Genomic DNA, 14,748 nt, shown 5'->3' on the forward strand with positions numbered 1-14,748 from the left:
AGATTGTCCATGGAAACCCTATCTGAATTTGATATCGCGCTCGCGCAGCGCCTCAACATCATCACCCCTAACGTCCTGGCTCATGCCTCACCGCAATTCGTCAATTATTGGCTTGAGGTGCAAAAGGAAATCGAGCAACGAAGCACGCTCCATAACGCAGAGGATAGTCATGAACACCATCGATAAAGCCGCCACGGTCAATCAATTACTCAGCATGACCGGACTGCGGCACTACTTAGACTTAGAAGGGCTCACAGAGATTGCCATCAACCAACCTAACGAGGTGTGGTTTGATCGTGGTAACGGTTGGGAGCGCGACGCGCTGCCAAACTTGTCATTAAACATGTGCAGCAACCTCGCGAAAGCGTTAGCGACTTTCGCGGGGCTGACCATTCCTCTAGGTGAAGCCAACCCAGTAGCCTCGGTCATTTTCCCTGATGGCGAGCGCGCCCAGATTGCTATCCCACCCGCCACTGAAAACGGCATTGTCAGCATGACCATCCGAAAACCTTCCCTCACTCGATTTGCGCTGTCGAGCTACCAAGAAAGCGGTCGATTCTCTGATTTTAGAGAAATGGATGTGAACCGTGTTGAATTAACACAGGTTCAAGAGCAGCTTCTCACGCTCAAACAAAATGGCGATATGTCGCAATTCTTTAGCATGGCAGTAAAGAGCAAGCTCAACATCTTGCTCGTTGGTGGTACTGGTTCGGGCAAAACCACCGTCATGAAAGCGATGGTGGACGAATACCCTACCGATAAGCGCCTCTTCACCATTGAAGATGTGCATGAGCTCAACTTACCTAACCATCCCAATCACCTTCATCTGTTTTACAAAAAAGGCGGCTTAACCCCGAAACAAATCATCGAGTCGTGTATGCGAATGAAACCCGACCATGTGTTGCTGGCCGAGCTGCGCGGGGATGAGGCATGGACGTACCTTGAAATGCTCAACACCGGACACGAAGGCTCAATCACCACCATTCACGCCAACGACTGTTATTCCACACCCGCACGACTCGCGGGATTAGTGAAACAATCCGAAGTCGGCCAAACACTCGATTATCACCACATCATGCGAACCATTCGAACCAGCATCGATGTGATTGCCTTTTTCAAACACACTCACCTCGTCGAACTCTTTTACGACCCCGTCGAGAAGAACCGACTGTTAAGCGAGGGCTAAATCATGGCGCTATCGAAAAAGAAAAAAGGAATATTGTTCGCCATGTTCCTTTTTTTTACCCTGCTGTGTTTCATTGGTGGCTTGTACGGTGGCGGCGCTGCCTATTACAAGCTCACCAATATTTCGTTAGAGCACCTGACCTATCACAGCCTCTTTGACCAGTGGCAAGCCTACCGCCACAACCCAGACATCAAGAAGATCTTGGTGATTGGGGTGGCCGTGAGTATCGCCATCACTTTGTTTCCACCGCTGATGGCTATCGTGATAGCCATTGCCAGCCAAGAAAAAGAAGAAATTCACGGCAGTGCGAAGTTCGCAACCGACATGGACTTGGCGAACTCTGGTCTTTTCCCTAATCCAAAAGCCAAGAACAAAAAACCGAGCATCTTGTTAGGCAAGATGCCAACAGGTCGCTTCAAAGGCCGTTTCATCGAGCTAGAGAGCTCGCAGTTTGTTGAAGTCCCTGCCCCAACGCGAAGCGGTAAAGGGGTCGGCATCGTTATCCCTAACTGCGTGACCTATCCCGATTCGTTGGTTTGTGTCGATATTAAGTTCGAGAACTTGGTCAAAAGCGGCGGATTTCGTCAGCAATGCGGCCAAGAGGTTTTCTTGTTTGCGCCGGATGGGTATGCCATTGATGAGCAAGCGCGAGAGCGCGAAGAGCTTCGCACCCATCAATGGAATCCTTACGATTACGTTCGCAGAAGTCCCGTGTTTCGAGTAAGCGATGTGCTCAATATTGCTAACAGCTTATACCCAGTTTCTGGGGATAAGGGCGATGTTTGGAATGAGTTGGCGGGTAAGTTATTTAAGGGGCTCAGTTGTTGGATGCTCGATACCGAGTCCATTACAGGTATCATGCCCTCTTTACCCTACGTGCTGAAACTTGGCGGTATCGATGGCGGCCTGAGAGCGTGGATGCGCCGAGAGATAAAAAACGACTATGTCTCAGACGATGCACGTTTTGAGTTCAATAGCTGCTTATCGATGGCCGAAGACACCTATTCGAGCGTTGAAAGTAACTTACTCAGTCCATTGGCGATATTCAGCGACCGCGTCACCGCAGCCGCCGTCAGTAGCTCGGATTTTGATTTTCGCGAGCTGCGCAAAAAGCGCATGACTATCTACGTCGGTTGCCAACCCGCTAATCTCAAAAACTTTGGCAAGCTGTTCAACTTGTTTTTCGAACAGCTTATTTCTGAAAACACCCGCACCCTCCCCGAGCATGACGACACCCTAAACTATCAGTGTTTGGGTTTGCTCGATGAGTTCACAGCGCTTGGCCGAGTGAAGCAAATCGAAAAAGCAATCAGCTACACCGCTGGTTACAACCTGCGATTTTTAACCATTTACCAAGACGAAGGCCAACTCGAAGAAGTGTATGGCCGAGAGAACGCGAAAAACATTCGCAAGAACCACGGCGTTAAGGTGGTGTATCCACCAAAAGAAGTGGACGACAACGTTCGCCGCCTCTCTGACACCTTGGGTACTAAAACAGTCAAAAAGCGCAAAGTCAGTCGCAGTACGGGCAAAGGCTCAAGCCGAACAACCAGTGAAGATGAGCTTAAACGCCCGTTGATGATGCCGCATGAAATCGTTGAGCTTGGCTTTGAGAAGCACCCGATAGCCAAAGAGCTCGGTATCAAAACCCTGATTTTGAAAGAGAACCAACGCCCCTTCATTGCAGAGAAGATCATCTACTTTGAAGAGCCTGTGTTCGCTGAGCGAGTGAAATACTCCGAGGCGAATATCCCTGAAATCCCACGCCTTAAACTCCATTGAGGAACATCCCATGAAACACAAACTGTTTATGGCCGCTATCACAGCAGCTTTTTTATTACCTGTTCAACCCTCTTTCGCGGCAAGCGACGATGAATGTGCCATTTGGCTTTGTCTTCCAACAGGCTTTCCAAGTGGTTGCAGTGGCGCCAAGAAAGCGTTCGTTAAGCGTATTAAGAAGTTCAAACCGCCCCTTCCAAGCTTTACGTCCTGTTTGTTTTCCGGCGACGTCCCTATTGGCACACCGTCGAATGATACCGACATGTTTGCTCGCGATGGCCGTGCCGCCTACATCCCACCACGCGTTGAATGCGTGAAGTGGGAAACAGGCAAAGACTGGAGTCGATGCAGTAAAACAGAGGTTCGACCGAGCCAAATCATTAAAGACCAGAACTGCCATGTGAACCACAAAGAAGGGACTTCAAGCCCAAAATATTGCTCGCATACCATCAGCTACGTTGAGACGTTCCAAGATGGCGAGCAGTACGGGGAAACCTATTACTTCGATAATGCTGGGAACACCTACATCGAAGGCTCAACCGAACACTAGGAGGTACTATGATTGTTTATATCGCGGAGAAACCTTCCCTCGCTAAAGCCATCTTCGAAAGGTTCTGTGGCAACCCACAAACGTGGCGAGGGGATGGATTTACCTTGGTCTTTTGTTGAACTCCACTATTTAAAGGGGCTGCAAGCTAATGTGGACATAAATCTAAAGTTTACTTAAACTCGCGTTATAGGATTGAAATGACCCGAAGTGGCTTCAATCACTTCGGGTCACTTGATCACATTAACGATGTGACCAGCTCCAAAGCTGCACGTAACAGTTTAATGAGCTCAAGAATGATCGCTAGAACCATTTTTTACTCCTATGTAATAACGCTTCAAATACGGGCAAGAGGTGAGAGTCTTATTTGTATTCGAAGCTGCTTTCTAAAAGCCACTTAATTGTGGCTTTTTAGTCACTTCTAATAGCAACACATGAAGTTTCAGAGCGTCAGATGACGACCTAAATCCCTTAGGTATTCTAAGTTATCATAAGCCGCTTTTACTATCATTATTAGAGTCTTTATGCCGATTACATCCAAATACACTGACTAATAAGTAAAGATAAGCGTCATAGCGAAATTTTATTTAGTCAGACTTCAATAACGTAATTGCGCACAGTGTTTATACGTTAAAAAGGGGACCATTTGGGGAAAACAACCTTTGATAGACAGGCTTCTTTTTGAGATATATGCGATTGCCCTTTTAAAGCTAAAACACAACGTTCAGCACCGAACAAGCATGTTTGACCGATACTTCAAGTCAATCTAACCTGAACAAAAAATCGCCAGACTTATGAGTTGGTTTCTCGTCAATTCATCGATTTGTTTCATCCAGAGTCCATTCGAGATAAAACCAAAGCCATGTTTGAAGTCGAAGGCTACCAGTTCAGCTCAAAACACAGCGTACTCGTTGAACAGGGATGGGAAGTGCTGCACACCGAAGAGAAGGAAGCGGAAAGCGGCTGTGATGAGTTTGACTTAGCTACGCTTAAATCAAACACAGCGACCACCTGCGTCAAAAGTGAGGTTGAACAGAAGGTAACCAAACCACCGAACTCATCTCTATTGGCGAAGGAGAAGGTTTGGAAAACTACCAAGCAAAGCTAAGAGCTTTGTGCCGCGCTTCCTAGCGAGATCATCAAACCAGATATCTCTGCGATATGCGCAGAGAAACAAGCTTTCGTTAAAACGGGGAAAATATCGGTTGAGGACTTCGTTACCGATCTGGACAACTACATTACAGAGCGCATTGATGACCTAGACCAGAACGGCATTAACATCACTTCAAACACCGTCCCTTGTCCTAGTTGCGGTAACCCCTTGTACAAACGCAAAGACCGTAATTGTTGGTTTTGGTCATGCTCTGGTTATCCAGAATGCGATAAAGCTTACCCTGACCTACAAGGCAAACCTGACTTTAGATCGAGGGTTAAACCTGTTGTCAGCGCTCATAAATGCCAGACTTGCAACAAAGGTTTAATACGCCGTAAACACCGAAAAGGAAAGACAAATACTTTTGGGCATGCTCTGGCTATCCAAACTGCACAACCACGATTTTGTGCCCCCCGAGATTACTGCCGCAGCATAAGTCACTTGTACTGACTTATATTCGATTTTTACACATTAACTACGAGACCGCGAAGACAAATTACCAATTATGAAACTCACAACTGGATACTTTCATTTTACAAACAAGACTCTTTTCATTTTTTAAGTCAGCATAAAACTATCTAGGTCATCGGATGATTTAATTATCAGAGATTCTGATACTCCATATGCTTTGGCTAACTTTACACTTCCATCCAATCTATTATTCTTAGGATCGAAAGCCGCAGTTGTCAGATCACCCAATTTATCAAACTCTCTGTTGATTCGCTCTAGGGCTTGGAGCGAAATAGCATCGAGTTTCTTAGTGAATTCAGACATCATGTCATTAAGTTGGTTAGTCAACTTACTATTTCCAGAACCTGCCATATCGACGAACAATTTACCTGCAATTGAACCTATCACCGCACCAAGCATAGGAACCGGAATGAGTGTCTGTCCTGCAGCTGTGAATATACCAACCATCGCAGATTCAGAACAAATAACTAATCCCAAGTTCATATATTCATCAAAAGAGATCTCACCATTCGTATACTGTTTAGTAAGTGAACTTACCCCCTTTGTGGCAGAAACAACAGCACTGGCAAACGGTGCCGCCATTGAAGCGTAGTTCGTTAACCCGTAGATTGCCGCTGATGACACAGCGCCTATCGCAGCGCCCTTGGTTGTATCGAGGCCGACTTCTTTCCAGTCTTCGCGCTCAAAATCACCCGCAAAAATATTCTTACCAGACTTGTACTTAGCGTAAGCGATTGAGGCGAATGCAACCGCGCCACCAACAGCACCACCTACCAGAGCTGCTTTACCCATCTCTTGTAACGACGGACCATGATCCTTCTCAATTTGATTTTTTTGTCGTTCACTTTCTTTTCGCAGCTCTTCCTCGTGTTTATTCAATGTCTCATCAACCGCTCCACGCTGCACCTCTGCATAATCTGATACGCCGGGTTGAACCACTGAATTAAAAGGTTGACCTGAAAGTTCTTCAATTTCCGCAACTTTTGCCTTTATGGCATCAATGCTTCTTTGAGATAACCCATCAACACTCTCCCCCGACATGATTTTCCCGATTAGCTCATGTGTATCCTTTGGGATATGGTAAAACGATCCGTCTCGTCCAAAATCCGGATACTTTTCCATGTGGTCTAATACATGTTTCAGATTGTTGTTGGCGCCGTTGATAAATTTAGACTGAACCTCGGTATTGTTGAGCAAATAATCGGCTGCTCCTGTTCGTGCTACGCTATCAATATCTGCTGGTAAGTCATCTGCAGATATCCCTTCCATAGCCGCCCTTGCATTACGTATTCCGACATCAATCCGCTCAGCCATCTCGCCGTGTTTCGTTGCTTCAGACCCTAAAATACCACCTGGATTGCTAATAAATTCTCGAACTTTATCAACTTGCGATTGAGCTAGGATAAAAGCAGCTTGCGCTTTATCAAGTTCAACTCCTTTTTCAAAAATACGAGTCTGGTTTATGTTATCAACAAAAGCGCCCGATACCTGGTCAGTGACAGCGCTATTTTTCACAACGCTCATAGTAATTACCTATTTAACACTTTTATTGAGTAGCTCGCTCAACGAGCGAATGTGGTTGATGAGTGCACCCAGTGACAGCTTGTGCTCTTCAGTAAATCGGCTGTAATCTGATGGTGCAATACTCACCAATGAGCTAAGGATTTGTTTCATGCTTTGCGAATGTTGCTTGGTCAAATCAATCAATCGTTTGATTTCTGTCGAACTAACATCCAGTTGGGCATTGTGCGTTCTAATTTCTTTTTCTTTAGCTTTTGCTTTTCTAGCGATTTCACCATTTTTTTTACGAGCGAGCAGTCCACCACCAGCCAATGCCGTGATACCAATGCCCCACCCAATTGGTCCAGCCAGAGCAAGCAACGCACTTCCACTTGTCATACCACCACCACCAACGGCAAGCGCACCACCGCCTAGCCAAGCTAGTGCAGCATTAGTCGCTGCAGCACCACTCAGCGAAGCAATCGCAGTTCCAGTTGATGCTGTACCGAAAGTCGTTGCAATAGCCATAGCAGCAGTTGGTGCTAAAGCAGCGACGCCAGCACCGGTTGCAATACCAGCACCAGCCGTTCCACTGGCTTTTAGATTAGCATCCATTACCTCTTTTTCGATCTGTCCCAATACATTCTTAAATTCTTTTACTTGGGCTTTGTACTCACTGAATGATTTTTCGAACTCTTTAGGAGAGTTTGCAAGGGTATTAATAAAATCTTCACACTCAACAATGAGCTCTGTACTGCAGTACTGGCGGAGCTCAAATAACTCTACTGACAGTTTTTGAACAGTTTCAACAGCTCGTTTGTAATCGTGATCTGCTCGTTCTAAATCTACGATAGCTTGCTTTTTGACATCGTGATTAAACATATGAATACCCAGCCTTTATTTTTTTGATTAGTAGTAAAATTTTTATTCCGAATTTCGCAGCAGTATACGCCTGAGAGACTTAGCTTGATAAGTTTATTATTTCCTCATATGCAACAACACGATCGGGTAGACATTGCTACCTTTTAGATGTTGACAAAAAGGGATTGGGTAAATCAGATATTTCGTAAACATAAGTTGTACAAATCTGAGCTAACGAGATTAGCTAGAACGGAGCTGGACAGAAGTTACATAGAGTAAAAACGTTATAAGGGAAATTCGGATTAGGATCTGCGGGGGTAACGCCGTAAATCACCGGCAGACAAAAGTTGCATAGCGAGGCAAGAGCGGCTCAGCTCTTGGCTGTCCGTGTGTATTTGCCTTGCTAGACACGGCTGATAGTGTGGATCGACGACTGTCACTTTCACACTCCGCGCCTCCGCGCGTATTCGTGGAGCCGCAAGTAACGGGCATCTTGCACAAGATTTGGCGCAATCTGCACGATTTGATCTAGGCATTGCCCTAACTCCCTAGGCCCCCACTGTTGGTCGACAATCACGGCATCCAGCAAGCTCAGTGCATCAAGTGGATATCGGCTACACAAACCCGATTCGTTAAGCCGATGTATGACATAGTGCGGGTGTTCAATCGGTTGCAGCCAGTCCTGAACCGCAGCCACGGCAGCCGGGAACTCACCTCGGGCAGCAATCGCTAGACGAGTCAAAGACTCGGCGATTCGTGGGGTGGCCAAGTCGCGGGATTTTGGCCAGATCCGTTGCCAGAACAGTTGGGCGCGATTTTTCCAGAAGTCCTCACGCTGATCGGCGGCACCTTCAAGTGCCTGAGAGAACGCCTGCGCGGATTCCTCCAACCCTTCTTGTGGAAGCGCACCAATCGCAGCACGGAACTCCTCTACGGTGTATTCCTCGGTCGGACCCAGTGCGGCGTAGGTGAGAAAGGTTGCGAATTGCTGGCGGTGTTCGCCGAGATCGACATAGTGGTTTGCGCTATCCAGAAACTGCGACTTGAAGGCTGTCAGCAATGGCTGGTACAAACGCGGTGACCAGAGGAAACCTTCCCAAACTGCCTTGGCTTCAACAGGATTGTTCCAGCTAAACAGTGGCAGCAGGTGCTGTTCTGTCCAAGGGCGATCCACACGGAAAAATGCAATCAGCCGCGACCCCATCAGCACCCGACCGTGGCGGAAGTGATCTATCAGCACGTCGCATAGTGTGGTGAATATTGGCTTTAATTCAACAGGAAGCAAATCGTTGTCATTCGGGCTCTGCTTAAACCACAAGTTGATTAGAGACTGCGTGACATGCCCGATCGTATGATTAATGGCCTCTGTGACAGGTTGGTCAATTGGTGCACCGTTGCTCGTTATTCCCTTGCCTGGGTCAATCGGCAGAGCCAACACGCGCTGACACAAATTCAACAGGATGCTTTCGTGGACGTTGATGGACTTGGAAACGGCTTCCATCCACCACGTAACACCAAGGGCAATCTCCTGAAGAACCGCATCGGGCATGGTCTGCACCAGCGGCGCAGCGTATCGCCAGGAGCGCAGCACCATTCCTTCTTCAGCCCAAGTCTGCAAAGCTTCACGCCATCGGTCAGCGGGCCACACGTCATTCTGTGCTAGATCACACAATGCGAACAAACTGTGGAAGAAACGCGAGCGGCAAACTTCACGCCATGTGTCTTCATTGAAGGGCCGCCGTTCTGGCGTCGGCTTTATGAGCCATTGCACCAGTTCCTGCCGCTTGCGGGGTGCGATATCGACTTCCCGACTATCCTCGTAATCCGGATCGCCTGTGCCACTCATCCAGTGTGAGAACTCGTCACGTTCATTGGTCGCCAACTGCCATTGCGGATAGGCAGTGGATATTTCCACCAAGCGTTCCGCTGCAGGTGCACCCAAAACGAGGCCCGACGTGTTCAGTTTGGCTAAGTGCAGCCAGACGGAGTGAGCCACCAAGTCTTGCCATCGATCCTCCTCCAAATCGTCTCGGTACATCTCACGCGGTGGACCTGCCAATATGGCTGTTTCCAAACGATCCTGTACAGCCCCTACCAAATGCTGCCCCTGAAGAACGAGCAGCCTGAACACTTCCCGCCCTGTATCTACGGACCACAGCCACCATGTGCTTTCCGCTAGCAACCAATCCACCCACTGTTCTGTCGGAATGCAGTCGTCGCGGCTCGCGGCAAACAGCGCCAGACGTTTAAAGGTGGGATACGGCATTTCAAACCAAGTCTGAGCCATGCGCGTGGCACGCGTACTGTCATTGGCGTGAACCTCCAGCCACGCATCGCGCAGCAATTCGATCAGACTTACCCAGTCGTGGAAACCCCGGTTCTGCCAGTGCGGCGTGATGGATGGCAGATCCCAATGCGAGCGGTCGCTACGGTTGTCAGCCTCGCCCAACTCGCACAACAGATCCAGTGCGTCACGAAGCAGCTGCTGGAAGTCCTCAAACAGCTGCGGCAGCGCTGATTTCCATGGCTCGTCGGCATGGTCGTGCAGAGCAGAATGTACGTGATCAGTGGCTAGCGCCAGTTCCCAGTCCACCAACTGTTTGATTTTTTCAGGCTCGTCGGTACTGCTCGAGTCGTCGCTCCAGCGAAACGGTTTCTTCAAAACCACCTTGGGGGCAAGTAGCTCGCGTAACTCCAAGCGTAATGTGATGGTCAAACCCTCATGTTTCAGGCGAGCTTGCCATCGGTACAGATCTGGGGCGTGCCACGGGGATTTCACCCGACCGCTGAGCAGTAGGCGCCACAGTGTATGCATCAATGGACCAGGGATCGCCTTGGGGGCATGTAAGCGAATTTCATCCAGCTCGGAGGTTTTGCCTTCACGCGCCAGCGAAACAAAGCGATCCAGTTCGTACTCAATCAACCACTGCCATCGGTCGTGTATTTGCCCACCACGCTCAGCAATCCAGATGATCATTCTCGGGTCATCTAGGTGGCGTACCAGCCAGCGGGCCAGATGGAACATCACATCATCCCACTGGCTGCAGGTTAGGTCGCCAGAGGCCAGCAGCATGGGTGGGGTCTTGTCATTAGGTGCAGGTCGGCGAATCAGGCTAAAGCGCAGATTGGCGTCCATATCATAGTGTGGTGGCACGCCAAAACGGACCAGATCGTCGTGCCCAAAGCGTTCATGCGAGAAGGGCTCCAGCAGCCAGTCCAACGAAGGGGTAGGATTGAGATCCGCAAAGCGCTTTGCCGGTAAACCTGATTTATCTGACAAAGCCCACAGCATCCGACCAACGAAATCGTCCTGCCGCGTGCTGTCCTGTGGACGGGCCAAAGCATGTTTGACGACGATGGCTTCTTTGCCCTGCACACCATCACGGTAGATCTCTGACCATGCGTGCAAGGTCTGGTGCAGCGCAGAATGGTCATTGCTGCCAGCCGGCACGTTATAGAGAATAGGTGTGACACCCTTCGCTTCCCATTCGATGGTTTGTCGATGCTCCTGCCCCGGCTCACAATCACCCAGCGCCCAAGCTTGCGGCGTGATTTCACCCAGCATCCGATCTGCTGCCAGCGCATCCATCATATAGCGCAGTACCGGATCGTTGATACTGTAGCCCACAAAGCAGACCACATAGTTGCGGAACAACTCGCTCACAAAGCGCGCGGCCCAGCGCTCCGTCAGGTAGGCGAGGCCGAAGTCTCCGCTGGTGACCACCAGACGGTTAAGGGCGGTGTCATCAGCCTTTTCCGGCAGCAAGCCGTGCAGATAGACCAATCCATCCCAACGACTGTTCTTCGGGATCGGAAGCATTGGTGCGGCGTAGGCTTGAAATACTTGCCCCGTCCGTTTGGCAGCCACGTGAAAGATACGATCGAAGTTGGTGGTGACCAGCCGAAGTGCACCCTCGCGGCTGCGAGCCAATCGCAACAGCGCCGCTTGCGTATCAATAGCCCCCTTGCGCCGGAGCTTCGGTTTCAGGGCCTGTGCCAGCGTGCGGCGGACAGCCATACGCTGCCCTGGTAAGCGCCGTTCCAGCAGATCCAGTGTGGCGTCGAACTGTTCGCGCTCGAAGGGCTCACGCTCAATGTCTGAAAGAGTTGTGCCGTTCAACTGGTAAATCTGCTCTACCAAACCCTTAAAACCCGGCAAACCAGCAGGGTAGGAAATTCCTGCTCCGCAGAAGAACACCACGCGGCCTTCCTCGTGCGCCTGCAAAAGTGCATCCGGAATGTCAGGACCGTGGGTGACGAATTGCATTTCTTTTCTTCCTATCCAATGTATATGTTCATTCGAGCAAATGAAGGCTCAATGGGGCTAACAGCTTATTACTGCGCATACACGTTTAACTATCTATATGCAAAGAACTTATCAGTTTTCTACCAAATACACCATCTGGAAAAACGCACAAAAATTTTCACAGTATTCCGCGATATCAACGAGTTTCAAAAAACACTGTATAAATAGCTTTGAGAGGATTGCTATTAATCCTAAAGCCCACTTTAAAATGGTGCTCAATAAGGTATACAGATCCGTGGTTACAAGCGTCATTTAGTAATTAGTGAAACTAACCCAAATAAGTGTACTCAGAAATTTCATGAGCAACAGCTCTAACGCACTTTGAGGCAGAAACGTTTTAGAGACTCCGCTCCAAAAACATTTTTGCATCTCAGGTGAACCCCAAACCGTTTTAGTCAAAACAATCAACAGTAAGAGGAGAGTTATAAAAAAGGGTTTTCTAATCTGATAACTATCTATTGATTTCCAGAGCTTACCATTTTATCCCCTTCAATAAGCCATAAAAACTGGTAATAAGTATTGCTGAACATGGGAGCGATCTCACAAGTAAACTTAACGATAGCTCTTACAATCAAATAACAATACACAATGGAGGGCGCAATATGTTGATAGGACAGAACTCGGTCAGAACTTCCAGTGTTACACATCGGGTTATTCCCACTCTATTTATAGCAATTTCTGGCTGCGTTAGTAACGGAGATGATACTGTTCCTGACATAAATACTAATAAGCCTATTGAACAACTTAAATCAGTCATGAAGCAGACAGAAGAAGCTAAGACAATATATTTAGGTTCAACAAGTAGTTCTGATGATTACATCGTTGTAAGTGAAGAGCGTTGGACTAAATCTGGCGAATGGCTTACTTATACACCATTACTGCTCGAAAAGAACAAAGAGGGCAACGTAACAAAAATTCAACCTATATCAACTACATATGTAAAGAAAGGTCAGAAAGAAAGTATAAAGTTTGAACCCTCAGTGCAACAACCTCGTTTCTCATGGAGCTTTAAGCAAGGTGGTAATCTAAGTGCCGACGTACAGCAAGGGATGGCAGGAGCTAAAGTCGAGTTTAAAGCAGACCATATTTACAAATTCGCAATAACGAAAGTCGGTGATATTGTCATAGATAAACAAGCTCTAGATGCTACTACATATGAATACAATACCTTCATGAATTTCTACGAGAGATATAAGAAGCAGGATGAGAATCTGTATTATACCTATGCAAAGACGCGTCCCATTGCTCAAAGTCTCGCTATCTATGATATCGACATCACCAAATATGAAAAAACTGATGTGACTAGTGATGCAAATATCGCAGGATTAGTCAAAGCAAACGGAGTATTCTACAAAGATCAGGGGCACGAAGCACGCACGACTATAGCAAAACTATACTATATAATTGCAGCCTATCCCTCATACGCCGTCCGCCAGAAGATAATTAAAGAGTTCAATGACACTGGAGAAAATGAAAAAATTCTTATCAAAGAGGTACTTAACAAGCCAACATCTGAATTGACGCCTGTGGAATTGATAGACGGAAATAGAACTCTTGAAAAGCTAAATGAGCGTTTATTAAAAGTAAACTAAGCTTCAAGCCATCACAAGGGAAGTTATTTGTGTTAGATAACTTCCCTGCAATGTTTAGATGAGTGAATTAAGTTACGCTGGAGACTTACCATTCACCTGTCAATTTAAAACATGCTAATTTAGCAAACGCTGCAACTCGCTTCTAAGTTAAACTCATTGGTTTATATACGCCAAACTAGAATAGTGAATGCCCACAATCAGCAGTGCTTTAAAGCCAGCCCGAAGCCGTAGCGGAAAAACGGTCGGCTGCATGACGTTGTTATGCGAATTACTTACGGGCACACGTGTCAAGCCTTTCAATCCCCCCCCAATCTGCAAAAACTTTAGCTCCATATTCATTTATACGTGATTGGGTTACGCCACCTTTGTTTCTATAGTACTTTTCAACGTCATTAGCTGGAAAAATCAAATATTCTACGTTTGGGACCGCCAGTTTTCGGATTTCAGAATATGTAGCATCACTAGGTACGGTCTTCCCTAACAACTCTGCCGTAAGCGCAATAGTGCCTTCACCGATTTTGTTGCTGGGACCTGCATCACCATGCAAAGCAAAAGCAATGATGCCGGTTTCCGTATTTCGAGTTACTACCAAGTCACCTTTATCTGTGTATACTCCCCTCGAGCTCCATTTTACTCCTTTTGGGTATACGACAGCGTTTATACTGAGACTATCTACGTAATTAGAAGGTTCGCATTTATCCCCTTTCTGCAACCACAGAGATGTCTGAGAAACGAAAAATCCTTTATTAGCGCCAGTCTTGATTGTGCACGGAACAGACCAACCAAGCCTTTCGTCATGCGACCAAGGAATAATGTACTTAGTCTCGATTCTTGGAAACTTATCTGGATGATAGTTATTATCTCTAGCACCTTCGAATGCGGAGATATATTCATCAAAACACCTCCCACGGCGAAGGGTCGCTTTTCCCTTATCGCAGGTGATTCTCTTCCCTGACTGGCTCCATGCTTTGGTGATGGCATTTCCCATGTTGTTGTATGCAATTGATTTTCCTCTAGGGTCATTTGGGTGATAAGACCGTGCAGCTCCATCAGTATTTACATCCATGTCTGTCTTGTAATAAAGGGAGCTAACGCCAGTCGTTGCGCTGTAGATTTCAGCGCCTGACAGTGTGTATTGCATTTTCATGCCGCATTGATCAGCGTAGACCATCGACGTAAGGCTCAGTTTTACCAAGACAAATAACAAGGCGAAATCTCTTACTCTACTCATTACAACAGTTCCTTCATCTTTGTTTGGAGCTTGTTGGCTCTCAGGTAAGTCCATTCGCATAGCGCTTGATATATGGCGCATTGCGCATAACCCACTACAACTTTGCCGTATAACTCCCAAAT

Annotated in this window: 11 protein-coding genes; 7 read left to right on the top strand and 4 right to left on the bottom strand. The window is 47.4% G+C overall.

Annotated elements, in window-relative coordinates; translation table 11 throughout:
* The first annotated feature begins 9 nt into the window (after positions 1 to 9).
* From OH463_RS20135 to OH463_RS20160, 6 genes are all read left to right on the top strand, one after another.
* A complete protein-coding gene (locus tag OH463_RS20135) occupies positions 10 to 186 on the top strand; it encodes a hypothetical protein (protein ID WP_179136899.1) in 177 nt (58 codons plus the stop codon).
* Positions 170 to 1,186 carry a P-type DNA transfer ATPase VirB11 gene (virB11, locus tag OH463_RS20140; RefSeq protein ID WP_269992367.1) on the top strand — a complete coding sequence of 339 codons (1,017 nt, stop codon included), beginning with the start codon at positions 170 to 172 and terminating at the stop codon, positions 1,184 to 1,186. Before OH463_RS20135 ends, virB11 begins: the two co-directional genes overlap by 17 nt.
* Before the next feature lie 42 nt (positions 1,187 to 1,228).
* Entirely contained in the window at positions 1,229 to 2,968 is a 1,740-nt protein-coding gene (locus tag OH463_RS20145; protein ID WP_269992369.1) for a type IV secretory system conjugative DNA transfer family protein, read from the top strand.
* 10 nt (positions 2,969 to 2,978) lie between these two features.
* Positions 2,979 to 3,515, top strand: coding sequence for a conjugal transfer protein TraL (locus OH463_RS20150; RefSeq protein ID WP_269992371.1), 537 nt, complete (start codon positions 2,979 to 2,981; stop codon positions 3,513 to 3,515).
* A 796-nt stretch (positions 3,516 to 4,311) separates the two neighbouring features.
* Positions 4,312 to 4,620 carry a DNA topoisomerase gene (locus OH463_RS20155; RefSeq protein ID WP_269992373.1) on the top strand — a complete coding sequence of 103 codons (309 nt, stop codon included), beginning with the start codon at positions 4,312 to 4,314 and terminating at the stop codon, positions 4,618 to 4,620.
* Positions 4,621 to 4,833: 213 nt separating this feature from the next.
* Positions 4,834 to 5,115: a hypothetical protein gene (locus tag OH463_RS20160; RefSeq protein WP_269992374.1), complete on the top strand. Its 282-nt coding sequence runs from the start codon at positions 4,834 to 4,836 to the stop codon at positions 5,113 to 5,115.
* Positions 5,116 to 5,223: 108 nt separating this feature from the next.
* Here the strand turns inward: OH463_RS20160 and OH463_RS20165 are convergent, their stop codons facing one another.
* The 3 genes from OH463_RS20165 to dsr1 all read right to left on the bottom strand — a co-directional run bounded on the left by OH463_RS20165 (position 5,224) and on the right by dsr1 (position 11,764).
* Positions 5,224 to 6,660: a hypothetical protein gene (locus OH463_RS20165; RefSeq protein ID WP_269992375.1), complete on the bottom strand. Its 1,437-nt coding sequence runs from the start codon at positions 6,658 to 6,660 to the stop codon at positions 5,224 to 5,226.
* Between the two features lie 9 nt (positions 6,661 to 6,669).
* On the bottom strand, positions 6,670 to 7,518 hold the full coding sequence (locus tag OH463_RS20170; RefSeq protein WP_269992376.1) for a hypothetical protein: 849 nt from the start codon (positions 7,516 to 7,518) through the stop codon (positions 6,670 to 6,672).
* Between the two features lie 421 nt (positions 7,519 to 7,939).
* Positions 7,940 to 11,764: an anti-phage defense-associated sirtuin Dsr1 gene (dsr1, locus tag OH463_RS20175; protein WP_269992377.1), complete on the bottom strand. Its 3,825-nt coding sequence runs from the start codon at positions 11,762 to 11,764 to the stop codon at positions 7,940 to 7,942.
* 641 nt (positions 11,765 to 12,405) lie between these two features.
* Here dsr1 and OH463_RS20180 point away from each other — a divergent pair.
* On the top strand, positions 12,406 to 13,395 hold the full coding sequence (locus OH463_RS20180) for a hypothetical protein (RefSeq protein ID WP_269992378.1): 990 nt from the start codon (positions 12,406 to 12,408) through the stop codon (positions 13,393 to 13,395).
* A gap of 268 nt (positions 13,396 to 13,663) precedes the next feature.
* Here the strand turns inward: OH463_RS20180 and OH463_RS20185 are convergent, their stop codons facing one another.
* Positions 13,664 to 14,680, bottom strand: a complete 1,017-nt coding sequence (locus tag OH463_RS20185; protein WP_269992379.1) for a glycoside hydrolase family 75 protein — start codon at positions 14,678 to 14,680, stop codon at positions 13,664 to 13,666.
* Between the last annotated feature and the right edge of the window lie 68 nt (positions 14,681 to 14,748).

This window comes from Vibrio sp. NFR, assembly GCF_027587095.1.
GTDB classification, from domain to species: domain Bacteria; phylum Pseudomonadota; class Gammaproteobacteria; order Enterobacterales; family Vibrionaceae; genus Vibrio; species Vibrio harveyi.

Coding starts and splice junctions, on each gene's coding strand:
- dsr1 (WP_269992377.1), bottom strand. CDS start 11,764: ATGCAATTCGTCACCCACGGTCCTGACATTCCGGATGCACTTTTGCAG.
- OH463_RS20145 (WP_269992369.1), top strand. CDS start 1,229: ATGTTCCTTTTTTTTACCCTGCTGTGTTTCATTGGTGGCTTGTACGGT.
- OH463_RS20135 (WP_179136899.1), top strand. CDS start 10: ATGGAAACCCTATCTGAATTTGATATCGCGCTCGCGCAGCGCCTCAAC.
- OH463_RS20180 (WP_269992378.1), top strand. CDS start 12,406: ATGTTGATAGGACAGAACTCGGTCAGAACTTCCAGTGTTACACATCGG.
- OH463_RS20170 (WP_269992376.1), bottom strand. CDS start 7,518: ATGTTTAATCACGATGTCAAAAAGCAAGCTATCGTAGATTTAGAACGA.
- OH463_RS20150 (WP_269992371.1), top strand. CDS start 2,979: ATGAAACACAAACTGTTTATGGCCGCTATCACAGCAGCTTTTTTATTA.
- OH463_RS20185 (WP_269992379.1), bottom strand. CDS start 14,680: ATGGACTTACCTGAGAGCCAACAAGCTCCAAACAAAGATGAAGGAACT.
- virB11 (WP_269992367.1), top strand. CDS start 170: ATGAACACCATCGATAAAGCCGCCACGGTCAATCAATTACTCAGCATG.
- OH463_RS20165 (WP_269992375.1), bottom strand. CDS start 6,660: ATGAGCGTTGTGAAAAATAGCGCTGTCACTGACCAGGTATCGGGCGCT.